General features: G+C 49.4%; 21 protein-coding genes and 7 pseudogenes. 21 read left to right on the top strand and 7 right to left on the bottom strand.

Features of this window, described 5'->3' with window-relative positions:
* Window positions 1-148 precede the first annotated feature (148 nt).
* The 4 genes and pseudogenes from ACMGGQ_RS23320 to ACMGGQ_RS23305 all read left to right on the top strand — a co-directional run bounded on the left by ACMGGQ_RS23320 (window position 149) and on the right by ACMGGQ_RS23305 (window position 5,930).
* Entirely contained in the window at window positions 149-1,009 is an 861-nt protein-coding gene (locus ACMGGQ_RS23320) for a replication initiation protein (protein WP_248223368.1), read from the top strand.
* Between the two features lie 1,174 nt (window positions 1,010-2,183).
* Complete coding sequence (gene sopA, locus ACMGGQ_RS23315) at window positions 2,184-3,350, top strand: plasmid-partitioning protein SopA (RefSeq protein WP_196351355.1); 1,167 nt, start codon at window positions 2,184-2,186, stop codon at window positions 3,348-3,350.
* A complete protein-coding gene (locus ACMGGQ_RS23310) occupies window positions 3,350-4,318 on the top strand; it encodes a ParB/RepB/Spo0J family plasmid partition protein (RefSeq protein ID WP_420290631.1) in 969 nt (322 codons plus the stop codon). Before sopA ends, ACMGGQ_RS23310 begins: the two co-directional genes overlap by 1 nt.
* Before the next feature lie 520 nt (window positions 4,319-4,838).
* A pseudogene (locus ACMGGQ_RS23305) lies at window positions 4,839-5,930 on the top strand (IS3 family transposase).
* 1,058 nt (window positions 5,931-6,988) lie between these two features.
* Here ACMGGQ_RS23305 and ACMGGQ_RS23300 read toward each other — a convergent pair.
* Window positions 6,989-7,669 carry a hypothetical protein gene (locus ACMGGQ_RS23300; protein ID WP_420290630.1) on the bottom strand — a complete coding sequence of 227 codons (681 nt, stop codon included), beginning with the start codon at window positions 7,667-7,669 and terminating at the stop codon, window positions 6,989-6,991.
* Between the two features lie 897 nt (window positions 7,670-8,566).
* Here ACMGGQ_RS23300 and ACMGGQ_RS23295 point away from each other — a divergent pair.
* The 8 genes and pseudogenes from ACMGGQ_RS23295 to ACMGGQ_RS23260 all read left to right on the top strand — a co-directional run bounded on the left by ACMGGQ_RS23295 (window position 8,567) and on the right by ACMGGQ_RS23260 (window position 13,524).
* Window positions 8,567-8,821, top strand: a pseudogene (locus tag ACMGGQ_RS23295) (DUF905 family protein).
* Window positions 8,822-8,888: 67 nt separating this feature from the next.
* A complete protein-coding gene (locus ACMGGQ_RS23290) occupies window positions 8,889-10,877 on the top strand; it encodes a ParB/RepB/Spo0J family partition protein (RefSeq protein ID WP_420290629.1) in 1,989 nt (662 codons plus the stop codon).
* A gap of 41 nt (window positions 10,878-10,918) precedes the next feature.
* Window positions 10,919-11,359 carry a conjugation system SOS inhibitor PsiB gene (gene psiB / locus ACMGGQ_RS23285; protein ID WP_420290628.1) on the top strand — a complete coding sequence of 147 codons (441 nt, stop codon included), beginning with the start codon at window positions 10,919-10,921 and terminating at the stop codon, window positions 11,357-11,359.
* Window positions 11,356-12,084: a plasmid SOS inhibition protein A gene (locus tag ACMGGQ_RS23280; protein WP_420290627.1), complete on the top strand. Its 729-nt coding sequence runs from the start codon at window positions 11,356-11,358 to the stop codon at window positions 12,082-12,084. Before psiB ends, ACMGGQ_RS23280 begins: the two co-directional genes overlap by 4 nt.
* Window positions 12,081-12,320 carry a hypothetical protein gene (locus ACMGGQ_RS23275; RefSeq protein ID WP_420290626.1) on the top strand — a complete coding sequence of 80 codons (240 nt, stop codon included), beginning with the start codon at window positions 12,081-12,083 and terminating at the stop codon, window positions 12,318-12,320. Before ACMGGQ_RS23280 ends, ACMGGQ_RS23275 begins: the two co-directional genes overlap by 4 nt.
* A 189-nt stretch (window positions 12,321-12,509) precedes the next feature.
* Window positions 12,510-12,659, top strand: a pseudogene (locus tag ACMGGQ_RS23270) (DUF5431 family protein); the annotation flags it as partial.
* Entirely contained in the window at window positions 12,601-12,729 is a 129-nt protein-coding gene (locus tag ACMGGQ_RS23265; RefSeq protein WP_420290687.1) for a type I toxin-antitoxin system Hok family toxin, read from the top strand. The pseudogene ACMGGQ_RS23270 and the gene ACMGGQ_RS23265, both read left to right, overlap by 59 nt.
* Before the next feature lie 381 nt (window positions 12,730-13,110).
* Window positions 13,111-13,524 (top strand): hypothetical protein, encoded by a 414-nt coding sequence (locus tag ACMGGQ_RS23260; RefSeq protein ID WP_420290625.1) that lies wholly within the window; start codon window positions 13,111-13,113, stop codon window positions 13,522-13,524.
* A 60-nt stretch (window positions 13,525-13,584) separates the two neighbouring features.
* Here ACMGGQ_RS23260 and ACMGGQ_RS23255 read toward each other — a convergent pair whose 3' ends face one another.
* From ACMGGQ_RS23255 to ACMGGQ_RS23235, 5 genes are all read right to left on the bottom strand, one after another.
* Entirely contained in the window at window positions 13,585-14,265 is a 681-nt protein-coding gene (locus ACMGGQ_RS23255; RefSeq protein WP_420290624.1) for a hypothetical protein, read from the bottom strand.
* 25 nt (window positions 14,266-14,290) lie between these two features.
* On the bottom strand, window positions 14,291-14,989 hold the full coding sequence (locus ACMGGQ_RS23250) for a zeta toxin family protein (RefSeq protein ID WP_420290623.1): 699 nt from the start codon (window positions 14,987-14,989) through the stop codon (window positions 14,291-14,293).
* An 85-nt stretch (window positions 14,990-15,074) separates the two neighbouring features.
* Complete coding sequence (locus tag ACMGGQ_RS23245; protein WP_420290622.1) at window positions 15,075-15,548, bottom strand: hypothetical protein; 474 nt, start codon at window positions 15,546-15,548, stop codon at window positions 15,075-15,077.
* A gap of 372 nt (window positions 15,549-15,920) precedes the next feature.
* Window positions 15,921-16,169, bottom strand: a complete 249-nt coding sequence (locus tag ACMGGQ_RS23240; RefSeq protein WP_420290621.1) for a hypothetical protein — start codon at window positions 16,167-16,169, stop codon at window positions 15,921-15,923.
* Window positions 16,166-16,369 (bottom strand): host cell division inhibitor Icd-like protein, encoded by a 204-nt coding sequence (locus ACMGGQ_RS23235; RefSeq protein ID WP_420290620.1) that lies wholly within the window; start codon window positions 16,367-16,369, stop codon window positions 16,166-16,168. The genes ACMGGQ_RS23240 and ACMGGQ_RS23235 overlap by 4 nt, the downstream gene beginning before the upstream one ends.
* Window positions 16,370-17,225: 856 nt before the next feature.
* On the opposite strand from ACMGGQ_RS23235, the gene ACMGGQ_RS23230 reads away from it, so the two are divergent.
* Complete coding sequence (locus tag ACMGGQ_RS23230) at window positions 17,226-18,209, top strand: restriction endonuclease (protein WP_420290619.1); 984 nt, start codon at window positions 17,226-17,228, stop codon at window positions 18,207-18,209.
* A 51-nt stretch (window positions 18,210-18,260) separates the two neighbouring features.
* Here the strand turns inward: ACMGGQ_RS23230 and ACMGGQ_RS23225 are convergent.
* Window positions 18,261-18,807 (bottom strand): annotated as a pseudogene (locus tag ACMGGQ_RS23225) (Ref family recombination enhancement nuclease).
* A gap of 304 nt (window positions 18,808-19,111) precedes the next feature.
* Between ACMGGQ_RS23225 and ACMGGQ_RS23220 the strand changes: the two are divergent.
* From ACMGGQ_RS23220 to ACMGGQ_RS23185, 8 genes and pseudogenes are all read left to right on the top strand, one after another.
* Complete coding sequence (locus ACMGGQ_RS23220; protein ID WP_420290618.1) at window positions 19,112-19,351, top strand: hypothetical protein; 240 nt, start codon at window positions 19,112-19,114, stop codon at window positions 19,349-19,351.
* Window positions 19,352-19,796: 445 nt separating this feature from the next.
* Window positions 19,797-20,003 carry a hypothetical protein gene (locus ACMGGQ_RS23215; protein ID WP_420290617.1) on the top strand — a complete coding sequence of 69 codons (207 nt, stop codon included), beginning with the start codon at window positions 19,797-19,799 and terminating at the stop codon, window positions 20,001-20,003.
* A 28-nt stretch (window positions 20,004-20,031) separates the two neighbouring features.
* Window positions 20,032-20,442: a hypothetical protein gene (locus ACMGGQ_RS23210; RefSeq protein ID WP_420290616.1), complete on the top strand. Its 411-nt coding sequence runs from the start codon at window positions 20,032-20,034 to the stop codon at window positions 20,440-20,442.
* A 20-nt stretch (window positions 20,443-20,462) separates the two neighbouring features.
* Window positions 20,463-20,710 (top strand): annotated as a pseudogene (locus tag ACMGGQ_RS23205) (DNA polymerase III subunit theta).
* Window positions 20,710-21,003 carry a hypothetical protein gene (locus tag ACMGGQ_RS23200; protein ID WP_420290615.1) on the top strand — a complete coding sequence of 98 codons (294 nt, stop codon included), beginning with the start codon at window positions 20,710-20,712 and terminating at the stop codon, window positions 21,001-21,003. The pseudogene ACMGGQ_RS23205 and the gene ACMGGQ_RS23200 overlap by 1 nt, the downstream one beginning before the upstream one ends.
* Window positions 21,004-22,139: 1,136 nt before the next feature.
* Window positions 22,140-22,337: pseudogene (locus ACMGGQ_RS23195) on the top strand (DNA polymerase V subunit UmuC); the annotation flags it as partial.
* A 102-nt stretch (window positions 22,338-22,439) separates the two neighbouring features.
* Window positions 22,440-23,576 (top strand): annotated as a pseudogene (locus ACMGGQ_RS23190) (IS3 family transposase).
* A gap of 210 nt (window positions 23,577-23,786) precedes the next feature.
* Entirely contained in the window at window positions 23,787-24,656 is an 870-nt protein-coding gene (locus ACMGGQ_RS23185; RefSeq protein ID WP_420290614.1) for a hypothetical protein, read from the top strand.
* Window positions 24,657-24,658: the final 2 nt, after the last annotated feature.

The following is a 24,658-nucleotide window of genomic DNA, read 5'->3' as shown; positions in this document are numbered from 1 at the left end:
AGTGGGTCGTAACATGGTAAAAGTGGGTGACAACATGTATAAGGTGTGTCATAACATGCCTGAAGGTGTGTCGTAGCATGTAAAAAAATAACTTATCCACCGTATGTGGATAACCCTATATGGAAGTAACTTACGGTGGCGTAACCCTATGTCGGATAACAATTTTTTACCTGTTCAGATTACCAACGAAGGTGAGTCACATCAATTAACAGTCACAAGCACTTCGTCAGTGCAACCAGCGATCCTATTACGTCTTGGCGTATTCGTTCCCGGTACCAGGACTGTACCCAAAGGTCAGGTTCAGGGCATTGATGTATCCTCTACTTTCTCTCAGCTGGAGTTCGCGCGTAAGGAGGGTTATGACGAGGTTCGCATCTTCGGCGAACGCCTGAACATCTCCACTGATTTTAGTGTCTGGATGGGAGTGATAGGTGCCTTCAGTAAATATGGATTGCAATCAAACACGATTGAGCTGCCCTTCACAGAGTTTGCTGCGCTATGCCAGTACGATTCTCGCCAATTCAATAAACGCCTGCGAGATACGATTTTTGACGCCCTGACGCGTATAGGTACCAAGACCGTCCAGTTCAAGAGTAAAAAGACCGGCGATAAGTTCTTTACCCAGCTGTTGAAGAATGGCAAATACACGCGCGAAACCGACACCATAACTCTGCAGGCTGACGAGCGGCTACACGAGCTCTATCAAATCGACTACAACATTCTTTTACGTAAACGGCCATATCATATGTTGAAGGGAAAAGAGGTCGCGCAAACCCTTTATACCTACATCGCAAGTCTGCCGGACAACCCTGCCCCGATCCGTTTTGACCGTATCATTGAACGCCTCAATTTGACCTCTCCTGTTAAGGAGCAAAACAGACTGATTAAGGCCGCGTTGAAGCAACTTCAGGACATTGGATACATCGAGTATTCGATCGTTAAGGACGGAAGGACGCTTACTCTCCTGATTCATAAGCGCAACAAAAAGTTGAAGGAATTGGAGTCCTAAATGGTGGGTCGTATCATGCAAGCGACCCAGCAATGGTGGGTCATAGCATGATAAAAGGTGTGTCGTAACATGATCGCGTCACACTGTAACTTTGATCATCTTAAAATCCGCTTAAATTTCAAACAAAGAAAAAAAGTTGCATGCTGTGACACACCTTTTGCATATCGCCGCACACCTTTCACATGTTAGTACCCACCTTTTTATTCCACTGCTCCCTGGCTTTATTGAACACATGATGCGACACACTTCTCATCATGTTGGCTCACACCTTTTGCATGGTGAGACCCACTTTATAGGCCCGAAATGATCCTTTACTCGATCATGTTATGACACACCCATCTAGCATGTTATGACACACCCATTAGCATGTTATGACCCACCTTTCGATTGTCATTTACTATTAGTTAACCGCTTGATTCCTCCCCTTCCCTCTTCACTAATCAAGCCTCCTGTAATGCATTTGAGCATTTAGTTCCCATGCGGTTTTTAGCGATTTGTTATCTGCAAAGGTCAAAGCCACCGGAAGCTGAGCAAGTGGTTACATTTCATGGGGGAGTGATAATGAATGGTCAAAAAAGCTGTCTTCTGCATGTCGACAGCAAAGCCAAAAATCACAGCTCGCCGTACTGATGAACAACGTTCTGGCTGCCACTTAGAGCAATGCTTTGGTGGGGCCTGGCAGAGCATGGCGAGAAGTTTCACGCAGACATTAAATGTTTAAGGTTAACGAGGCCTAAGTGGTAATTGATGAAGAACGTCGCCATTTAAATGAATATTAGTGCAGGCATGGGCTCACAACTCGCTCCACCACATCGTAGGCTTGGTTAAGCTCGCTGTATAGAACGGCTCCTTTGGATTTCAAAAGTTTCCTCTGAAATTCGGGATCTTTTCAAGCTGCCGTATACAAAATCCCTTAGGCAAATCCACCCCTTCTGGCTTCACGTTGTCATTGAAGAACCTGGGTTATATGGGGTCTTAATAGCCAAGGAGTACCCAATTTTTTCATAAGATGCCGAATCTAATTAACCCTACTGTTTTAGTGTGCTATACATGCGCTTTAATTAATTTTTGAACAACTTTGCATATTTTCATTTTGTTTGCGTTTTTGGTGTTGCTTTGCAAGATTTTCCAAGATTTAATATAATCATGCAAAGTTGATTATAAGGAACATACTATGGGATTAATGGATACTCTTGATCAATGCATAGCAGCTGGCCATGAAATGACAAAAGCTATTGCTATTGCTCAATTTAATGATGATAGCCCTGAAGCAAGAAAAATAACTCGCCGCTGGCGTGTTGGTGAGGCAGCAGATTTGATTGGTGTTTCTTCCCAGGCAATCCGTGATGCTGAAAAAGCGGGCCGCCTCCCACACCCTGATATGGAGATGAGAGGTCGGGTTGAACAGCGAGTCGGTTATACAATCGAACAAATCAACCATATGCGAGATGTTTTCGGCACTCGCCTTCGCCGTCCTGGTGAAAGTGTTCCCCCAGTTATTGGTGTTGCGGCACATAAAGGTGGCGTTTATAAAACTTCCGTTTCAGTCCATCTGGCTCAAGACCTTGCTTTGAAAGGACTTCGCGTTCTGCTTGTAGAAGGTAATGATCCACAAGGTACAGCTTCTATGTACCATGGATGGGTTCCTGATTTACATATTCACGCCGAAGATACTTTGCTCCCCTTCTACCTGGGTGAGCGTGACGATGCTTCATACGCTATCAAGCCAACATGCTGGCCTGGCCTGGACATTATCCCTTCCTGTCTGGCATTGCATAGAATCGAAACTGAGCTTATGGGGCGTTACGATGAGGGTAAATTACCAACAGAACCTCATATGATGCTTCGTCTGGCAATAGAGACTGTTGCCCAGGATTACGATGTGATTGTAATTGATAGTGCACCTAACCTTGGTATCGGAACTATCAATGTTGTCTGCGCTGCGGATGTATTGATTGTTCCAACTCCGGCTGAGCTTTTTGACTATACATCTGCTTTGCAGTTTTTCGATATGCTGCGTGATTTATTGAAAAACGTTGACCTGCAAGGTTTCGAGCCAGACGTCAGAATTCTCCTGACAAAATATAGTAATAACAACGGTTCGCAGTCTCCATGGATGGAAGAGCAGATTCGTGATGCCTGGGGCAGTATGGTTCTTAAGAACGTTGTGCGTGAGACTGACGAGGTAGGTAAAGGTCAGATACGTATGCGTACTGTATTTGAACAAGCAATCGATCAGCGCTCTTCGACCGGAGCCTGGCGAAATGCCCTCGCGATTTGGGAGCCAGTTTGTAATGAAATATTTGACCGTCTGATCAAGCCTCGTTGGGAGATCCGTTAATGAAACGCGCGCCAATTATTGCCAAAACAACACCGGCGAGTGTAACACCATCTGCGTCCGTTGCACCTGCAGCTCCAATGGTCGATTCCCTTATTGCACGTGTTGGTGCTATGGCGAAGGGAAACTCAATCACGCTTCCAGTTTGCGGTCGTGACGTTAAGTTTGTCCTGGAAACAATTCCTGGAAACGCCGTTGAAAATGCAACGCAAGTTTGGTCCGGAAACGAACGTGATCAGGAGTTTTTAACAGAAGAATCGTTGGATGATCTAATCCCTTCTTTTCTACTGACTGGTCAGCAAAATCCGGCTTTCGGCAGGAAGCTTGCAGACATAATTGAAGTTGCTGACGGAAGTCGGAGACGTAAAACAGCCATACTTACTTCAAGTGAATATCGTATTTTGGTAGGCGATCTTGATGATGAGCAAATGGATGCTTTATGTAAGCTTGGAAATGATTACAGGCCAACCAGCGCCTATGAAAGAGGAAGACGCTATTCTTCCAGGCTGCAATCGGAGTTTAATGGAAATATATCTGCTTTAGCAGATGCGGAGAATATCTCTCGAAAAATCATAACGAGATGCATCAGCACGGCAAAGCTTCCACGTGAGGTAATCGCCCTCTTCTCTCATCCTGGTGATCTGTCAGCCAGGGCTGGAGACAATCTGCAAAAGTTATTTTCTTCGCAAGAAGATATTTTGCTTAAGGGTGCAAAAGAATTAGCTGAAAAGAAAAAAGCAGGCGTTCTGCTTGAATCTGAAGAAATAATTCAATCACTTACCGATCTTCTAAAAGACTCTCAGCGTAAGTCTATTCAGACTCCTGTAAAGCGTGAATTCATTCCTGGCGCAACGGCCCAATACAAAGGGAATAAAGTTATCATCAGTTTGGATCGCACAAAGATTTCTGAAGAAGAAATAGAGAAATTTGAGGAGATTCTCGAACTCTTGGCAAAGAAGAATAAAAGCTAGCTTCCTCCCACATGTTCTACGTGCTTACGTCTTAAGTTCGCTGTCCCAACCACTCAACTGGGACCGTGGTCCCAACCACTCAACTGGGACCGTGGTCCCAACCACTCAACTGGGACCGTGGTCCCAACCACTCAACTGGGACCGTGGTCCCAACCACTCAACTGGGACCGTGGTCCCAACCACTCAACTGGGACCGTGGTCCCAACCACTCAACTGGGACCGTGGTCCCAACCACTCAACTGGGACCGTGGTCCCAACCACTCAACTGGGACCGTGGTCCCAACCACTCAACTGGGACCGTGGTCCCAACCACTCAACTGGGACCGTGGTCCCAACCACTCAACTGGGACCGTGGTCCCAACCGCTCAACTGGGACCGTGGTCCCACCGCTCAACTGGGACCGTGGTCCCACCACTTAATTGGTGACCTGCTCCCCGTTGATTAATACACCGCGATGCTACTAATGTCTTCATAAGCCACAGGAGAAAATCCCTTTGAAGAAGCGTTATCCGACAAACAGATCATCATTATCCTCAGTGAGGCTAAAGTCGGGGTTTCGGACCGGGGACTCTGCCGCAAGAATACCATTTCAGACGCCACCTTCTACACCTGGCGTAAGAAGTTCGGCGGCATGGAAGTGTCCGAAGTGAAGCGGCTCAAGTCACTTGAAGAGGAGAACGCTCGTCTCAAGAAGCTGCTTGCTGATGCTATGCTGGATAAGAAGGCGCTTCAGGTAGCTCTGGGCCGATAGTTCTTAAAACAGACCAGAAACGGAAAGTCGTGGAAGTTATGTGAGAGACAATGGATCTGTCACAACCCCGTGCCTGCAGGCTGGCCGGTCTGTCACTTTCAACCTGCTGTTATTCGGCTCAGCGTCCGTCTACTGACGCATAACTGACTCTACGCATCACAGAGCTGGAACTCGAACGCCGCCGATTTAGTTACCGGCGCATCTGGCAGTTATTGCGTCAGGAGGGCCTTCACGTCAGCCACAAGCGGATTTACCGAAACTATCACCTTAACGGACTGGGTGTAACATAGGGGGCGCCGTTAGGGTCTGGTGACTGAACTGATTCCGCTTCTTCGCCCGGATGCGCAGAACCTGACATGGTCGATGGATATTGTCATGGATGCACTTGCCAGCGGCCGGAGGATCAAGTGCCTGACCGGTGTGAATGATTTCACGAAAGAGTGTCTGACGATCACCGCTGCTTTCGGGATTTCAGGCGTTCAGGTCACGCGTATTCTGGACAGCATTGCGCTGTTTCGTGGATATCCTGCGACGATAAGAACCGTTCAGGGCCCGGAATTTAACTGTCGCACGCTGGATCAATGAGCCTCTGAACATAGTGTTGAGTTGCGCATAATCCAGCCGGATAAGCCAACTCAGAACGGATTTATTGAGAGTTTCAACGGTCGCTTTCGGGATGAATGCCTGAGTTAGCACTGGTTCAGCGATGTTCTTCATGCCCGGAAAATCATTAATGACTGTCGGCAGGACTATAACGAGTCCAGACTTCATTCATTGCTGAATTACCAGACGCCATCTGAATTTGCAGCAGGCTGGCGTAACGGGAAACATGAAGAAAAATCAACCGGCATTACTAACTGAAGGTTGTATCTAATACTGGGGGCAGGTCAGATGATCTGGAGATTCGAAGTATCACTAATGGCGCAGTGGTCAATTTCAGGCTTTACGCCGAAACGGGCGGATCCTATACCCAGTATTAAATGTCTATTTTCGATGGGAATGCCAAGCCTAAGTAGCCAATGGCTTCCAGCTGATGGTAATCCACGTAGGGCCGCTGATGTGACCAACTGCAGCTTCATTAATTCTGCTAAAGGGAAAATGCCGCGCACGAAATCAACACTGGAGAAGATACGTGCCGGGGGATTGGATTGAGGTCTTTCTAGAACGCTAGAAAGCACAAACCCCGCTTGGATGGCGGGGTTCATTTCTGGAACTTACTGATTGGAAGCCAGTAAGTAGCAGCGTGGAAAACTTATCTTCTTAGCAAGAACAAGTATATTACAGTATTTTTTTTGTATCAAACACATTGTCCACATTAAGATTTATCCATATAATTCCTGCGCTAAAGAATGATAAGCCATTAACCGACCGTTAAGTAGAGAAGCTAAAGTTCTTTTTTTTCTGAAGAGAAAACTGAAGATTTTGGCTCATAAAATTTGAATATATTCTCCTTAGTTTATTCAATTTTAGTAGCAATCAGCGTCCTATCGGTGGCTACGCCGTAAGTTGTTAGGATGTTAGTCCTTGTTCGGGCTGGAAACCCGAATTCCTCGGCCGGTAGCGTGGAAAACTTATCTTCTTAGCAAAAGAGAAGGGCAGACCTGTTGGACGCATCAAAAAGGTAGGGAATGCTTAGATCCACGCACCACAGAGAGATGGAGGTGCGGGCTATGTTTGAGCTTATTACAGCGATAATTAGTCTAGTTGCAGCAGTTATGCAACTTATCAACTGGTTCCTTTAACAGGGGTCTGGATCCGGGAAACCGGTAAAACTGCAAAGTTTCTAGCCGTCCTTAGGGGCGGCTTTTTTATGCATCACCCAAACAAAAAAACCACCGTAAGGCGGTCTTTTTGTGCATTTCTTACTATTTTTTAACTGGGCGCATATGTGTAATTAATTCGCGACCAATTGATAAGAACTACTTTTTACTTCCTGCAGGATCCAGGTCCGTGAAGTAGTCACGAATGGTTTTGCCTACCTTACGCTCATGAGTCCTTCTACTAAAGACAACCCGAGCACCTGCAGAACCAGAAGCACCATCTTCTACCGTACGAGTACGCGTTAGCCCTGTTTCAGGGTCCTGATATTTAATCACGATAGAAATCGAACGGCTATCGACTCCTTCATCGAGCAACTTCTGAAGCTGATCAGCGGCTGAATCAACAGCTCTTTTAACTACAAGCCCGCCCCTGGAATGAGTAGGGGTTATAGTCGAACCTCGCAGTATTGAAGGATCGTTGAGCATCTGAAACATGACATTTCTTTCATGTTCTGACGGCTTTCGCGAAACAGCAAAGTCGAATCCCATTTCATTAAGTCTTGAGCTCAAAACCGCAATTGACTGATTTTCTTCAACGTATTTTAATAAAGCGAGCATTCCTGCCGTATCAAGAGCTAAACTGGATTTGGTTTCAACTTTGACTTTAGATGGCGCCTTCGAAGCTGAATTCTGGAGGCCAATTACCTGAACCATATCGTCCATAGATAGCTCTGCAGCTCTATGGTTGATAGCTTTAACTTGATCACTAACGTTCGGTCCGAATGCATCGAACAATGAAATTGCTGCAGTTGGTTTAGTGGTTTCAGTTTTAGCAGACATGTGCACTCCTCAAATCGGACATTTATTATACACCCATGTGAGCAAGACAGTCTCTTATGCAATCGTGCGGTGTGATTTGTGGATGAAATAGTCGCAGGTGGAGGCGGCCAGATTTGCGCATTGCGCCAGGATAGGGCTTTCATGGCTAACGAATAATCCGCTAAGTAGCCAACCCCGGCGGGGGAAGAGGCTGCCTGGACATGCCTGGAGAGCCTTTATGAAGGGGTTACCGGTAGCCCCTTTTTCCTTCCTGACGCGACCGCAGGCCTGAACTTACGAGAAGGGCTGTTCAAGTGTGGGGAATGAGGAAAAGGGGGAGGTGCCTCCGGTGTCCATCCCATGACTCAACTCCACGCTCGCAGCAGCCGTTCCGGCTGCGCCACTCACTCGCGCCGTACCCTGCGCTTCCGGCATGTCATCGAAAAAAAATCAACGGCATCGATGCCATGTAGAGGGCAACGCCGTTTCGCCGCGCGCGGCTTTCCGTCATTGCGGCGTGCCCCTGCCCATCTCTCGGCGTATGCCTTTTCTCCGTTTAAGTCCTTCCTGCCGGGTGCTGATAACACCACAGTCTTCCTGGTTGTCCAGGAACGGCAGAGCCTTTCGCAATAAATTTCCCCCGGCCATTCCGCGTCACTTCATTAGACCGGAATAAATTTCCCGCTCACCCCGGACAGCTGCGTCTGCCAGTGATGTTTACGCCCCTGCGGCGAAGGTTCTCAAACGGGTGAAGTGCATTCATCCGGGAACTACCAGCAGGTTCTCCCAAAACGTCAAAACCGCGGCTCCGGAAACTCAACGGATGATGTGGTTTTAAAAGCCAGACCCTGTTCTGAAAGTAGGCAGGTAGTGAGCAAGGTCCTGAAGGAATTTCTTAACCAGCCAGCGGTGAAGCATATGCCCACGGCGGAAGAGGTGGAGCTGGCGGCGATCCTGAATGTGCAGCCCGAAGGTGGGGTAGCCCGGGAACAGGCCGATGCGGCAGCGGCAGGGTATGAATACGTGGCCATCAAGGACGATCGGGGTAAGGACTTTCGCCTGGGCGTTCGCCGTGACAGGGAAATATTCTGGCGGGCGTGAAATTTTGAAACGAGCGCAGGGTACTGGCTCAACCGTTACATCGAACGATACGGCATCCGTAAAACACAGTAAGAGAGTGACCTGCCGGAGCGCCAACTCCGCAGGGCCGGACAATCATCAATAAAGCGAGGTATTAACAATGTCAGTAACCGAGTCTAAAGCAAAAGCACCGAAAAAGAACAGCGTGAAGAAACCGAACAAAGCCGAACTGGCGGCGCTTCAGGCGGCAATCGAGGCGGCTCAGACCGAAATCGTTTCGCTGTCCGATCTCGTAAAATCCCCCTTTAACGTTCGTACCATCCCTTATTCCGTGGACAGCGTCCGCAGTCTGGCTGAAACCATCGCTTCCGTCGGGCTGCTGCAAAACCTGATTGTGCACGACATGGAAGACAATAAGTCAGGCGTGGCGGCAGGTGGGCGCCGTCTGAGTGCGATGCAGTGGCTGGCTGAAGAGGGGCGCTTACAGGCCGACCATCCGGTCACCGTGAAGCGCGTGTCGGTCGAATTGGCGAAGCTGGCCTCCTTCATCGAGAACGACCAGCGCGCCGCGATGCACCCCGCAGAGCAGATTGCACACTTTGGCAGACTGGCAGCGGACGGGAAGACTCCCGCGCAAATCGGTGACGGGATGGGCTACGGCTCGCGCCACGTGCAGCGGATGCTGAAGCTTGCAAATCTTGCACCAGTGCTGATGGAGAAGCTCGCCGCCGACGAACTGAGCGTCGAGCAGTGTCAGGCGCTGTGTCTGGAAGAAGACCATACCCGTCAGGTTGAAATTTTTGAGGGTGTGAAGGCCAGATACAGCAGTGCGCCTGCCCATCTGCTGAAAAGTGCCGTCACTGACACCGAACTGCGCATTACCTCCCCGCAGTTTGTCTTCATCGGTCGCGAGGCCTACGAGGCGGCAGGGGGTTATGTCCGTGAAGACCTGTTCAGTCAGGAAGAGGGGGAGGGTACGGCTGACCGCGTGCTGGCCGACCGTCTGGTACAGGAAAAGCTCGACAGCATTGCGCGGGACATTCAGCAGCAGGAAGGCTGGAAGTGGGCGCAGGGCCGTCCTGCCCGCATCTGGCACCACGGCGAAGACGCGCGCGTGTATGTCATGCCGGACGTACCTGACCCTGTCTACACCCGCCACGAGCAGCATCGTCTGAATGAGCTTCACGAGCAGTACAACCAGTACGACTCCGTCTGCGACGAATCTGATGCCATTGAGGCTGAAATTGCGGCGCTCGAGTTGACGGGCGAAATCAATGCGTGGACGGACGAGATGAAGGCTGAGTCTGGCGTGGTGGTCAGCCTGTATGAAGGCAGGGCACTCGTTCAGCGTGGGATGCGTCTTGTTGCTGACATGCCGAAAGACGCGCAGAAAGACAGTGCACCGTCAGGGTACTCCTCCCGCACGCCGGATGCCGCAGAGGGTATCAGCGTACCGCTGCTCACGAAAATGTCCTCAGAGCGTACGCTGGCAGTACAGGCCGACCTGATGCTGCAGCCCGAAAAGGCGGTGGCGCTGATGGTCTGGCGACTCTGTACCTGCGTGTTCTCAGGCTGCCTGACCACCACTCATCCGGTCCGTATCAACCTGACGGTGTCTCACGGCTCTCTTACAGAAAATGCCCCGTCCGGTAAGGAGGGCGCGGCGTTCGACGTTCTGATGAAGGAGAAAGCCCGCCTTCAGGCGCTGCTGCCCGCCGGATGGGAGAAGGACTTCACCACCTTCTTTTCCCTCGACGGCAACCTGCTGATGTCGCTGATGGCCTTCTGTACCGCCTGTTCTGTGGACGGTGTGCAGACCCGCGACATGGGTCATACCTCCCGGAGTACGCTCGACACGCTGGAAGCGGCGCTGGGCTTCCATCTGCGCGACTGGTGGCATCCGACGAAAGAGAACTACTTCACGCACCTGAAGCAGCCGCAGATTGTGGCCTCACTGAAAGAGGCTGGTCTGACGGGCGCAGCAGGGGATGCGGAGAAGATGAAGAAGGGGGAGGCCGCTGAACATGCCGCGTTCTTCATGAAAGAAAACCGCTGGGTTCCGGCATGGCTGAAAGGCCCTGCGTCTGTAGCGGATGCGCCTGTCGACGAAAGCACCACTGAAACTGACACTATGGCAAACGCCGCCTGATACGGTGAGCCGCCCTGTGGGGCGGCAATAAGGAGATACTCATGGATCAGATTATTAAAACCGGCATCGGCACTGAGCTGAGCGACATGTTCCCATGCGAGTTCGAAGATTGGCGTGAACGCGGCGATGACGAGCGTCATGTCCTTTCCACGTCAGTGATGCAGTTCCTCGACGCCCCGCAGGGATGGAAGGTCAATGCCGAATATCGCACCGAGTTCGGCGGGCTGTTCCCCGTGCAAATCCGCTACGCCGCACCCGATAAGTCGTTCCATCTTTGTCTGTGCAGTCCTGGCGAAGTCTGCGCGGAGTGGCTGGCGGTACTGGCGTCTGCGGACGGCTCTTTTGTCCGGGAGATGCTGCGGGCTGAGAGGTTCTCCCCGGAGCGTTTTAACTCGCTGCTGTCGGCGGCGGGCAGTATCTGCAAGATGGTGTACTCTGTGCGCGGCGTTGCAGCGTTCCTGGTTGAGGAGATGACGGCATGATCCCGATGACCCTCTCACTGGTTCCGCAAAGTCCTGAGCGACGCGCCGCGATGCAGGCGATTGGCGAGGTCGACAGGAAACTCGCACGCGGCGCGCATCTGCCAGAGTATCCGTATGCGAGGGCGTTTTTCCGCTACCTGAAGGGCTGTAAGCGTATCACCGTCAGGGAATTGAACCTGTTCGCGCCGGTGCTGTCGGTGCAGGAGCTGCGCGGCAGTAAAGACAGCTGGCTGAACGCCATTGATACGCTGATCGAGAGTCGGGGTATCTGCTGTTTTCTTCCGCTTCCCGCGGGCGCAGGTCAGAGCCTGTTTCCGGAAGTGCGTTTTCAGCAGACCGAGCGTGTTCGCCGGCAGGATGAACTGCGGGATGAAAAATACTCCCGCCAGCGCCGTAAAGAGCAGTGCCAGCGTGAGCGCGCGTACCGGGCGCTGGCGGGGCAGGCGGAAATCGAGCTGGCGTTTCATACCCCGGATACGGTGAGCAGCTGGAGTTCCCGCTGGTCGGGTACGGAGCTTTACCTGCATGACATCGAGGACATGTTCTGGCGCTGGAGCGGGCGGTTCCCGTCCCTGGCTGAGTTTGAACGCGATGAATTCTACGGCGAGCCATTCTGGTGCGTCACCCGTGAGGCCGGGCTTTTGGCTGCTGATGCGCCGGAGTCCGTCATGCTGATGGAGCGCTGGATGGTGCCGAACAAGCTGATGTACCGGGAGGTTGTATGAGCAGAAAGGCGAACCCGTACAGGGAAGAACTCAAGATTGCCAGGAGCCAGCGTAAACGACTGCAGACGGTGGTCAGTAAACTCACCGACATGGCTGTTGAGTGGGATGGCCTCTGCGGCGGTCTGGAATGTGATTTCAACATGCAGGCTGAAGACGTGGCGAAGCAGCTGACTGTGCTGGATGAGCAGATTGCTGACTGGGGGAAGGGATTCGGGGACGGAAGGGAGATACCATGAGCTTTATGGTCTGGTGTTCTGCTACAGGTAGCATTATTGCAACCTGTTGCTTCTACCTGATTTACCATATGATTCGCCACGGCGCTTGAGGCTTTCTGTCTCATGACGTCCAGGTGGTTTGTTACCGTTGTTGTGTGACAGAAAGAAGAAAGCCCCGAGTAATTTTTCAATTAACCCGAGGCAATCTGCTTGAATCGACACCAACAGATTAGCCGCTTACGTGCCAGATGGCAAGGAGAAGTAAGCTATGAAACTGCCGCGAAGTTCTGTTACCTGGTGCGTGCTGATAGTGTGTCTCACACTATTAATATTCACATACCTTACCCGGTCCCGCTTATGCGAGTTCCGGCTAAAGGTTGGGGACAGGGAGGTCGCTGCAATTCTGGCTTACGAATCCAACGGTAAGTAGCAACCTGGAGGCGGGGGAAGCCCCGCCTTTCCAGGGCTTCTGGTGTCGTCTGGTTATGTCCGCAAGCGCCTTTATGAAGGGGCTGTCAGTTCGCTGGCAGCCCCTTTTTCCTTATGCAGCTCCAGAAAGGAAAGAGTATTCCGGATAGCCGATACGCATGGAGCATAAATGTGTTTATAAATCGGATCGTGTTTATAAAGCGGATGTGAGGAGCTAACGCTGAGTGTGCTTGTAAACCGGATTTTGAAACCGAGGGGAGGGCTGGAGGGTAGGATATAGCTGCAGACGTGTTTATAAAGCGGATAAAAAGGGCTCTTTAGAGGCTGAAACCCCGCCGCGCCACGTCAAAACGTAACTCCAACCGCCTTATAAACACATTTTTTGGTTACTCGTCTTCGTCCTGGTCTTTCTTATCCGTGGCGATTCACTTCGTGGGCAGAAGCAAGTGAAAATGTTTATAAGTTTGCCTGCGGAAACAAAACGCTTTCGCTTTATGAGAGTAGCAAGGCGATGTTTGTCGACAAGACTAAAGCGGATGATCTGGAGATTCGAAGTTTCACTAATGGCGCGGTCGTCAACTTCAGGCTTTACGCCGAAATGGGTGAATCCTATACCCAGTATCGAATGTCTATTTTCGATGGGAATGCCAAGCTAAATAGCCAATGGCTAACAGCTGATGGTGATCCACGTAGAGCCGCTGATGTGACCAACTGCAGCATCATGAATCCTGCTAAAGGGAAAATGCCTCGCACGAAATCAACACTAGAGAAGATACGCGCCGGGGAACTGGATTGATTGAGTAAGACGGTAGTAATGAAAAAACCGCCCAAGGGCGGTTTTTTATGCTGATAAGAGCTACTTTTTGCTTCCTGCAGGATGCAGGTCCGCGAAGTAGTCACGAATAGTTTTGCCTACCTTACGCTCATGAGTCCTTCTTCTAAAGACAACCCGAGCACCAGCAGAACCAGAAGCATCATCTTCTACCGTACGAGTACGCGTTAACCCTGTTTCAGGGTCCTGATATTTAATCGCGATAGAAATCGAACGACTATCGACTCCCTCATCGAGCAACTTCTGAAGCTGATCAGCGGCTGAATCAACAGCTCTTTTAACTACAAGCCCACCCCTGGAATGAGTAGGGGTTATAGTCGGGCGTCGCTGCATTGAAGGGTCGTTGAGCATCTGAAAAATGACATGTTGTACGTTTTCTGACTGCTTTCGTGAAGCAGCAATGTCATATCCAATTTTTTTAAGCCTTGAACCCAAATCTGCTGTTGATTGTTTTTCTTCAAAGCATGCTAGTAAAGAGAGCATTTCAGACGTATCAAGAGCGAAACTCGATTTGGTTTCAAATTTGACTTTAGATGTCGTCTTCGAAGCTGAATCCTGGAGACCCATAACCTTAACCATATCATCCATAGAAAGCTCTGCAGCTCTATGGTTGATAGCTTTAACTTCCTCACTAACGTTCGGTCCGAATGCATCGAACAGCGTAATTGCGGGAGTTGGTTTAGTGGTTTCAGTTTTAGCAGACATATGCACTCCTCAAATCGGACATTTATTATACACCTATGTGCGCAAGATCGCTAATGTCTGCATATGGGCAATGATGGGATGTGGGCCAGTCTTTCAGAGACACGTTGTAAACCTCGTTCACCACATAGTGCCCTTCGTTTTCAGGGTCTACCTGGCGATGATATACATTGAGTGTGAAACGTCCTTCGTACTTCGCAAGCATATGTTCAATAGTAGCTCGGCTCTTAAAGAAATTTTCCTTTAGTATCTCTAACGGAACCTTGCGTGACCTGGCTTGAGCAAAAGTCCATGCGTGTTCCGGGTCAAAATAGACATAATTCAACATCACTTTGTATCCCATACTCAAGGCCAGATCAAAATTCTGCTCAGCGTTCCTTATGCTTGAAAACGTGGAGTCCATAACGATTTGATAACCTTTTTCAAGGGCTTCCTTATAAATATAATCTACCATCCTTGACGCCGGTCGCTGGTATTCAAAAGCGTTCGCTTCGTTGTAGTAAGGGAACCACCAGCGAAAATCATCGGCATCAATTCTAACCAGGTTGTCGAATTGGTTCTCTTCGATAAGCCTGTTTAAGAGTTCGGTTTTTCCTGCCGCAGGTGATCCAGCCATGAATAAGACATGCTTTGCATTTGCTACTTTTTTTGTTGTTACATGCTTGAAAACAAGAGGGCGTATTGCTTTACCAAAATCAGGTAAAAGTTTCTCTAAGCTTTTATCCATTAGTAATCCATACCATGATTTTTTGCTATGTCTGACAGTAACATACCTCATTTATCAATTTAATCTACAGTCCCTAAGTTGAATTTCACGAATTTTGCGACAGCCTTAACTTTAGTGCATCAATAGCGTCCTTCAACCGTCCGGTACGCGGTTCGTTGCTGAAGTCACTAATCCCCGGCAAATCGTTATCCCTCCTGTATTGCAGGTAGGCGTATTTACGCGCCTGGCTCCCGATGGCATCACGTTGCTGGTGGCGTTCCTGTATGGCCAGCTGCGAGCGCTTGTTAGCCGCGGCTGCTTTTGCTGTTGCGATTGTGTGCGCCAGCTGCTGAGCGCCAATAACCGGCGATTGCATTTCCGGCTTACCCGGAAGATCTCTTCTTGTTGTTCTTGAGGAAGTTCTCTTATTCTTAGCTACGTCATTTTGACCGGGGGAGGGCCTATTAATTTGACCGGGGGGAGACAGGGCGAAAACCTGATCCATCAGCTGCTTCAACTTTCGCACCGGCGACGTGATTTTAAGATCTGCACCAACCAGTTTCTCTTTTACCCGCGCCACGAACGCCAGATATCCAGGCGTAAACCGGTATAGGTTCGCCTTCCTAGCGTTGGTTCGCTCATCTGCAACGGCAGTGCAGCTTAACAGACCGCGAGCAACCGCCTCCTGAAATGCCCGGAACACCGTCGAAACGCTGTAGCCGGTTTCCTCGGCGATCGTACGGTGAGATTTGTGAATAAAGTATTCGCTGGTGGAAGCGGTCAGGTTCGCGCACTATGCGAGGATATGGCCAGCACTGCGCGACAGTCGAGAATGCCCGACGACAAACGCCAGCTCGTAGCCGTTAAAGGCTGCTGGTTTAGTAGCTTTGCTCATGTAAAACCCATTCTTCAAACGCACTGAAGCCCCCACCAAAGGGCAGGGGCACGTCTCTTACTGCACGGAGATAACGATCCAATCGCTGCTGCAGTAGTCGTCTGGAGCAGGTTCGAAGATGCAAATGGCCATGTCGCTGACAAGAAACAGCTCTACATAGTCATCTGCGTTGACTTCGCACCAGACAAAAAGGTTTTCTGGCCAAGCGGCGCGGCGAAGAACCGCGTCGATATCAACCACGATGACAAAAGCATTGAAGAGGGTATGTCCTGAAGAGACAACCTGGAGGCGGTTGAGATCAATCATGCGGAGGCCCCCTGGGTGATCCAGTAGTTGACTGGCGGGCGCTCAGTGGAGAAGCGAGACGAGAAGATACACGGAGAGTCAGGAAGCTGTGAACGGGCTTCAGATTCGGTCTGGGCAATGACAAGGTGATAACGGCGTTTCTGGCAAGAGTAGAAGCGCCAGATGAATTCTGGGTGAGTTTTGGTGGTGGTAGTAGCCATGGCGGCAGTCCCCTTTAACATTTAAGGAGTCACCGCCTGAGTTCTCACGCTCAAAATGGCGGTGACGCTGATGGGGGTGAGAAACCGGCTGTTAAAGGATAAAGACCGGCCCGACCGAAGTCGGCCCCACCAGCGCCACCATAGATTTTATACGGTTATTACCGATATGGGTGCGCGATGGCTTGACACAAGAAAAGACGCTATGGCGTCTGTGTCGCCTTTAACAGTTCATCCGGGTTCTCACGCCCGTCCGTAGATTTTGCTACGGCCAAAAAATCATAAACGCTACAAACAGTTAGATTCAAGTAGTTTTTTTCTTCCTTCTTTCGAGCTTCAGACAGGTTTGAGTCATTAGCCAGCGCTTTGCTTCATCGAGAGCACCGGTAAACGTCTTCTTGCCAAACTGTACCGACCAGTCGTAGCAACCGCCTGTGGTATTAGATATCTTGGTGTTTAGGTATTTAACGTCCATTCGTCACTCCGTTTATTGCTGGAGCCGCCTGGAAAAGATGGCGGCGGCACTAACAGAGCTGGAACTTCGGAAATAGTGAATCACCGATGGACTAAGTAGCCTCTCTGTTAGTGCCGCCATTATGATGTGACACTGCTGTACTGCTATTCACTTTGTCGGGGTTCCACGCCCGGTGGCATCATTGCCACGGAGCGAATATAAAACACACCAGACTTAAATGGGACTAAAAATGTTTAGTTTTTGAATCTATGGCTGCGCTTTTCTCTTATTCAATCACTCCTCACTCCCCGTCGTTCCTGCAATTGTGCAAGACCGAAAAATGATAGATAATCGGGACTTACAGCATGCACAAACCAGAAAAAAATAAAGCTATAAGGGGATTCCGTGGAGTTCAATTTCGATTCACTTGACCCAACTCAATTTGAAGAGTTTTGTTATGAAGTGCTTTTAAGCCTGGAGCCTGCACATCTTGACTGGAGGAAGGGTACACCACTGGGTTCAAGTCCTTCTGACCAAGGACGCGACCTGGAAGCTATTTTCCACAAGACGGATATTGATGGTTCAAAGTTTAACGAAAGGTGGAATATTGAATGCAAACACTATAACAAGGGCGTACCTCCAGAAAAGCTGCAGGGTGCGTTATCATGGGCTCATTCAACACGACCTGACGTATTGCTCATCATAGCTTCCGGATACCTTTCTAACGCATGTAAGAATTACCTTGAACAATATGTAGAGAATAACAAACCTCCATTCAGAATAGTTATCTGGGAAAGACAGAAGTTAGAAACTTTAACCTCAGGACATAAAGTTCTTAGAGCGAAATATGGTTTAGTTAAAGAACTATCTTTCATGAAGCTAATCAATAACTACCATGCTGAATATAGCCTAAAATCCACTTACAATACTCTGCCGTTCTTTATAGAAGCATTGGATGAGTTAGATCCTGAGTTAAGGGATGAAGTATTTTACGAAGCTTATTTCACAACGATAGGACCTCGTTTTCGAGAGCCTAAAAATGGTCAAGAAAGCCTTCGTGACTGTATGATTGATAACGTTGATTACTATACTTTTAAAAAAAAATTATCGTCGATGAGGTATGTCCCATCTGGCTTTGTAGTCGCAATTGTAACCCAGGCCCTTGCTTCGATGTTTACGGGAAGTGATATTACAAACATTAAAAAAATCCAAGATAATTGGGACGCATTTCTTAAGGATTTATCCTTGGTTAGGAAGGAAGAGAATCTCGAATACATGCGAGCTAAAAGGTATGCCGTAGAAGAAGAAGTGAAGGGCCGATATGAACGCTACAACCACTTCTGTAATACGTTTGTGAGAAAATTACTTTCTGAAACGCGTGCTATCTGATATTTAGAGCTCAATCCAAGCAACTGGCCTAAACTTCACGGCCAGTTCGCATTACTCAATTTGGCTTAGAGCAAGCTTCAAAAGTTCCTCCTGCGTCCCGTTCAACCGCTCAAACTCCGCCTTACCGCCTATCTTCCCATCGGCATGAACTGGCACAAGCCAGGGGTAAATCTTCCTGACTTCGGGCGGAGCCGCAAGCTGGTGGAGCCAGCAGCACAACGGGAGCTGTTTTTTATGTGCGTCTGGCGCCGAACGACCGTCGATGTGGTGGAGGCTGATCACCGGCTGAATCTTGCCATGCACCCAGCAAGCGATGCAGGTGAGTTTTCCGAGCGCGTCCATAACGCGTTTTTCGTCTGCAGTCGGCGTCCGCCCCTTTAATCCCCTGGTGCTCTTTTTTGGTTTTGCAGCTTGCCTCTCTTTCGCGCAGCTGAGCGCGATACTCTGGTGACGCTAACTTTTCCCGCTGCCGTTCCAGCTGGCGCTGGGCGCTCTGCTTTTTCTTCTCGTACTGTGCCGCTCTCCATGCCGGGTCTGCCTGCTTGCGTCGCTGGCGTTCTATAGCCTTCTCCTTGGCCAACTTCCTTGCATCTTCCATTTCACTAACCGTCCAAAACTTTGCATGGATCAATAATCTAACGATATTTTATTTTTGTTTGGCAGCACCTGTGCATGGGCAATCAGCCAGCTTGTCAAGCGTAGAACTCGGGTGATGAAAATTTTCTGAGAGTGCTACGGAGAACCTATGAACTGCCATCCAAACTGAAGTAAACGGAGCGTTTTCACCAACCTAGTGAGACGGAGTAGACCGCCATGACAAGCCTTAAAGCCAGTGACTTAAACCTGAATGCCCGAACAAAGTTTGTTGATGCGATTTTGACAGCTACAACTACCGCTACGTGATGGAGACCTTTGGTGTTGCCAATGCCTGTACAACCCGTGATATGGCCAAGCTTCGTAAAGAATTGCCGGGCATTGTTTACAACCATCACAGCAAAAGCTTTGAGACAAACGCTGACTATCAACCCATGCCAGAACTGGAAGCCGTTAAGTTTCTTCGCGCTGTAAGCGTCGTGTTTGATTCTACGGACTACTCCGTACCTGGTTCTGTCATGGCCATCAGCTCCGGAGGAAAAGAGTGAGCAAGGAAGATTTTGGATCGAAATTGTACGTCGCTGGGGGATGGGAAAATGAAAGCTGAGCCTGTAGCTAGAACTGACGAACAGGAGTTACGGAGCGTGCAGAAAGACGGGTGCGGCTATTTATTCAAAGCCAACCCTGTTTCTCCTCACGCCGATCCACGTCGTGTAATCTTGGTTTACACCACACCACCAGCCCAGGGGGTAACCGAATCAGCTGGAGGCGTTAAGGAACATTTCCTTGCCGGGTATGACGCTGGCCATTCACGAGGTCTCACCTGCGGACGCTTATATGGCTCAGACGGGCAAGTTAACGCTCATAGAGTAGCAGCAGCTGAAACCTACCTGACTGAAATTACGCTAAGTGAATAACGGATAGCCCCGTTTGGGGCTTTTCCTGATCCTGCGGTAATATCCCTACAGCTATCACTTTCCACACAGAAAAATCATGACCGAAGAACGAGACCCACGCGCCCTAAATTCAATGAAGGACGACGAACCGGCAACGGCGATGATCCGAATGCGTGTTACACCAAAGCGCAAAAACCAGTACGTCACTCAGGCGAACGCTGAAGGCTTGACTCTAAGTGAGTGGATTCAGAAGCACATGGATGCCGTATGCGAAGCAGCTGGCACTCCATCAGCAGCCAAATAATCGGTATTTACTTAATCTGGGGGCCCACTTGGTTGAGTCTGTTACTCAAGAGATTTTTGAAGTAGCCAGCAAGACCCGGCGTATTTTTTCGGAGATGCTGGCTGATTGCGATGCGGCTGGCGAAACGAAAGGCACCTGTGCCTATGCCACGTTTCTTGCAATGATGACGGTAAATCAATTTACGGATTACCGAGCGATACCTCGGGGCGGTGACGGCGAAACCGATGGCGGATATTTCGATCACGCTGGTGGGCATGGGCACTACTGGCTTGAAGTCCAAACCCCTGTGGGCGCATTTATTTTGGATATTACCGCCGATCAGTTTGGTGGCAACGAGGTTGTTGTTTTACCTGCAGCTGGTAACAAACAATACCTGCCGGGCGATCAAGAGCTGGTGGACGCACAATTCGTTGAATTCACTGCCAGTATCACTCAATGACTGACTGTTAAGGAGGCTGTATGTCAGATTGGAACATTGCAGCAAAGTCTCAGGAAGAGCGCGACAAAGTTAACGTCGATCTTGCCGCCTCAGGCGTTGCCTACAAAGAGCGTAGAATATACCCGTCATCGCGGAGCAGGTGGCCAGAGAACAACCTGAGCAGTACCGAGAGTATTTTATGGAGCGTCTACGGTATTATCGGGAACGTTCTGTAGCTTTACCTAAGGGTAACGATCCTGTTTATTCAAAGAATGAGGAGGCTAAGTAATGGACATACCATCTAATGAGATCCCTCGTGAGAATTTTAATGCGTTAAAGAATGCGTTAGTAAGTGCAGCGAATGCAAACAGTAAAGAAGCCGCTGCCAGCCATATCTCTATCGCTGAGTATCAACGCCACATAATACGCCGATTTATCACCGACTATGTCGATGAACAATTGACTGGTGCTATTGAATTCGCGCGAAAGGCTGCGGGTAGAGTAAAGAACAAAGACCAGTTAATGAGTAATGCTTCCTACTTCCGAATGAAGTTCGAAGGTATGGTCACCGTCGTAGATTGAAGAAAAGGCCCATTACACCGGGCCTTTTTCAAAACCAGGCTTAAGGGCGCTGGTTTACGTACTCGATGATCGCGTCAATGATCACGAACATCGGCGGTACGATTTTCAACAGCAATGCAACCATAATAGCCTCCTGGGCTTAGGGTTAGCGGTCTTTGAAGTATCCCAGCAGGGCCGTAATGATGGCCGTCACCGGGTGCGCGAGTTTTAAGAACAACAGAAGCAATGCCATGCATCTTCCTCTTTGTTCATCGCGCCTCGCCGCAAACACCCTTGGGCTTGCCTTTGCAGTTGCTGTATCTAGCCGCCAGATACATTCAGCACGATTTCTGGTTTGGGTGGGGCCTTCTAATCACCAAAAATACTGGGCTGAAATTTCGCTTTTAAATCATGCTTTAAAACTCTTCCAGGTGCTTCTAGGGCGTTCCAGGTGTTATTAGGATGCCTTAGCTTGCTTGAAGAATGCAGTGCATTTGTTTAAGCTAACTTCAGTCGCCAGATACATTTGGCACGGTAACCGGAGGTGCGAACTCCGTATACCGATTGAAAGACCCGGTCTAAACAGCCGGGTTTTTTCATTTCCGTCTGTTATTCACAACCTTTGTTTTTTGTCACATACTCAGTAGATAAGCACTATATGTAGGATCTTATGACTACTCCAAACGCCATATATCGCTTTAAAGATTATTCTAGTGATGAATATTTTTAGCACAAGGGTTGATTTTATAGTTAAATTGACTCCTGAAATGTTAAAAAAAGCTAAGTCCACGCACCGTAAGGCCTGGACGATATGTCAACAAATAAGAAAAAAAAATCAAAATTTGATCGAGTGCTGATTTCTTCAACGGGAGGTCAGAATTGCGCAACATGATGTCGCGCAATCTTGAAAAAAAGATTAGTACAGTCAGTCTTTTTTAGCGGTTGTGTGCAACATATAGCCAACGTCAATCCCTCTCTTTTAGTCCATTTCTTCTGCTATTTTATGATTACGTAATCATATGATTCTGTAATCTCAGCAGCTTCGCTTTCAACATCTGCATCATAACGTAGATCTAAATTGCTGTGTTTTTGTGCTGTGTATGCATACAGTATATTTGCGTGGGTCAGTATGATGACCATCATTAAGGGAGGCGGCTATGTTCGCTCTCGTTGACGTAAACTCCTTCTATGCCAGCTGCGAAACCGTGTTTAGACCAGACCTGCGCGGCAAGCCTGTTGTTGTACTCTCAAATAACGATGGCAGCGTAATAGCCAGGTCGGCAGAGGCCAAAAAGCTTGGCGTAAAGATGGGGGATCCGTACTTCAAGTGTAAGGACTACTTCCGCCAACAGGGGGGATGAATCGCCACGGGTTTAACAGACACCTCAGAGCTATTTATGGACTGACCCCGCCCCGGTAGACGATCCTGCCTTATAGTTTGAGCATAGGAGGAGCGTATGGGCACACCACGATTTACACCTGAATTTAAGGAAGAAGCCGTCCGTCAAATAACGGAACGCGGTTATTCCGTTGCCGAAGTATCTGACCGCCTGGGCGTGTCTGCACACAGCCTCTATCAGTGGCTACGGGCTATTAAACCCGATAACAGCGAACAGCATGCCCGGGATTTACTGGAAGCCAAAAGCGAGATCCTGAAACTACGGGCGCAGCTAAAACGCACCGAAGAAGAACGGGATATCCTGAAAAAGGCCGCGCGGTACTTTGCAAGGGAGCCCGACTGAAGTACGGCTTTATCAATGAGCACCGCACTGTATGGGGTGTGATGACAATGTGTCGGGTACTGAATGTCGCCCGGGCCGGGTTCTACGCGTGGCTGCATAACCCGCGTTCTCGGCACGCGATAAAGATAACCAGCGCCTGCTAACGCTTATCCGTGACTCATATTCACTGAGCGGAGGCGTATACGGTTACCGGCGGGTTCATGGCGACCTGAACGAAATCGGGGAGACCTGCGGCAAAAACCGGGTGGGTCGTATTATGCAACTGAACCGGATCAAAGCCGTGCGCGGCTATAAAGCGCCGCGTCGTATCGCCGGCCGACCTTCAGTGGTTGCCCCTAATCGCGTGCAGCGGCAGTTTACTGTTGTCCGGGCCAATCAGGTCTGGGTCACAGATATTACTTATATCCGCACCTGGCAGGGCTGGCTGTATCTGGAAGTGGTTATCGATCTCTTCGCCCGTAATGTGGTCGGCTGGTCGATGAAGCCCACTCTCTCACGCGAACTGGCACTCGACGCGCTGATGATGGCCGTCTGGCGGCGAAAACCGGACGGCGAGGTCATCGTACACTCAGACCAGGGCAGCCAGTACGGCAGCGACGACTGGCAGCGCTTCTGTCGGGCCACTAATCTGGCCCGAGTATGAGCCGGCGTGGTAACTGCTGGGATAATGCAGTGGCCGAATCGTTCTTCAGTTCACTGAAAAAAGAACGGATCAGAAGACGTATCTATAAAACCCGGGATCTGGCCCGGGCCGATATCGTCGATTACATTGAAGTGTTCTACAACCGGGCCCGGCGCCACAGCCACCTCGGCGGCGTCAGTCCGGAGGCCTTTGAACAGGCCTCGTCGTGAGGACAGAATTTGTCTAGCGGGGTGGGGTCAGTCCACACCGATACTCACCTCACGTTAAACCACCAGCTGAGCGACCTTGCGGAAACTTTCTAAGCCGCTATCTATACTCATTCCGTGTGGCGTACCGCCACCAGCAAAAACTACACAACAGCAATGCCGAACTTCTCTTGGTTCGGTACCAATAACTACAATTTCATTGTCGAGGCCAATATGGTTGGAATTGATGATTTATTGATAGCGTTTGCAACTGCCGCTGGTAAGTCAGCCGGTGAAACGATAGTTAAGGAGCTACTAAAAGGAATTACAGGCTCATTAGCAACAAAGGAAGATCTCGCTAATGCCGTAGCCCAAATTGAAAACTATGTGCATCAGGAGTTAATGGCAGTTGAGGCAAGAGCCATAGTTATCGATGTCGACACTGCCATAAGAAATCTTAAGCAATACAAAAACTCTGGTCGTTATGATGACCTACTGGAGCAGAATACTCAGCAGTTGCTTAACAGAACAGCTTCTGAAATACAGGCCGCCATTAACTCTGATGCCAGATATCTTTGGAATGAATTTGTCGTCATATCCCGTTTTGTCGCAGTCTATACAACATTCTGGTCTGTGAAGGCATTGGATCTAAAACAACCAAACCAAATCCCTAATTTGGTAGACGCTGTAGTTGAAGGTCTGCAATTACTCAACGGTTGCTTGTCAAAACTCCACGAGATGGAAGACGAGACCATAAGCGATCTTAAGGTCGAGAAAGTACGCGTGAGGGATGAGATAGGCCCTAAAGTCCATCTAGAGATCAACTTCGCTATCAATACCAGAGCTTCGTTCTCGGAATATCGTGGCCGTTATGGCGGAATGCGAGGATTTGATACTGGTTGGATAATCCGGCACGACGATGAGAATGAGGCCGAGAATAGAATGAGGCCTGTATATAACGCCCATGTGGCTCGTATTCAGAGCGAGAGCCAGTCTAGGCAGGAAAAAATCTATCAGCCTTTGGTTAATGCTATCAACGCATTAGAAGGGCTCCTGTATCGCTTGAAAGGCCCAATCGCATCCATCGAAGCTTCGTTCAAGTAAGA

Source organism: Enterobacter sp. BNK-13 (assembly GCF_048685015.1).
In the GTDB taxonomy this organism is placed as follows: domain Bacteria; phylum Pseudomonadota; class Gammaproteobacteria; order Enterobacterales; family Enterobacteriaceae; genus Enterobacter; species Enterobacter quasiroggenkampii.
This window is presented reverse-complemented; position numbering and strand designations above follow the sequence as displayed.

Bases quoted from the DNA above. Each gene is read 5' to 3' on its own strand.
- ACMGGQ_RS23215 (WP_420290617.1), top strand. From the start codon at position 19,797: ATGACCGAAGAACGAGACCCACGCGCCCTAAATTCAATGAAGGACGAC.
- ACMGGQ_RS23280 (WP_420290627.1), top strand. From the start codon at position 11,356: ATGATCCCGATGACCCTCTCACTGGTTCCGCAAAGTCCTGAGCGACGC.
- ACMGGQ_RS23240 (WP_420290621.1), bottom strand. From the start codon at position 16,169: ATGATTGATCTCAACCGCCTCCAGGTTGTCTCTTCAGGACATACCCTC.
- sopA (WP_196351355.1), top strand. From the start codon at position 2,184: ATGGGATTAATGGATACTCTTGATCAATGCATAGCAGCTGGCCATGAA.
- psiB (WP_420290628.1), top strand. From the start codon at position 10,919: ATGGATCAGATTATTAAAACCGGCATCGGCACTGAGCTGAGCGACATG.
- ACMGGQ_RS23200 (WP_420290615.1), top strand. From the start codon at position 20,710: ATGGACATACCATCTAATGAGATCCCTCGTGAGAATTTTAATGCGTTA.
- ACMGGQ_RS23250 (WP_420290623.1), bottom strand. From the start codon at position 14,989: ATGGATAAAAGCTTAGAGAAACTTTTACCTGATTTTGGTAAAGCAATA.
- ACMGGQ_RS23185 (WP_420290614.1), top strand. From the start codon at position 23,787: ATGGTTGGAATTGATGATTTATTGATAGCGTTTGCAACTGCCGCTGGT.
- ACMGGQ_RS23220 (WP_420290618.1), top strand. From the start codon at position 19,112: ATGGAGACCTTTGGTGTTGCCAATGCCTGTACAACCCGTGATATGGCC.
- ACMGGQ_RS23320 (WP_248223368.1), top strand. From the start codon at position 149: ATGTCGGATAACAATTTTTTACCTGTTCAGATTACCAACGAAGGTGAG.
- ACMGGQ_RS23275 (WP_420290626.1), top strand. From the start codon at position 12,081: ATGAGCAGAAAGGCGAACCCGTACAGGGAAGAACTCAAGATTGCCAGG.
- ACMGGQ_RS23290 (WP_420290629.1), top strand. From the start codon at position 8,889: ATGTCAGTAACCGAGTCTAAAGCAAAAGCACCGAAAAAGAACAGCGTG.
- ACMGGQ_RS23310 (WP_420290631.1), top strand. From the start codon at position 3,350: ATGAAACGCGCGCCAATTATTGCCAAAACAACACCGGCGAGTGTAACA.
- ACMGGQ_RS23235 (WP_420290620.1), bottom strand. From the start codon at position 16,369: ATGGCTACTACCACCACCAAAACTCACCCAGAATTCATCTGGCGCTTC.
- ACMGGQ_RS23255 (WP_420290624.1), bottom strand. From the start codon at position 14,265: ATGTCTGCTAAAACTGAAACCACTAAACCAACTCCCGCAATTACGCTG.
- ACMGGQ_RS23300 (WP_420290630.1), bottom strand. From the start codon at position 7,669: ATGTCTGCTAAAACTGAAACCACTAAACCAACTGCAGCAATTTCATTG.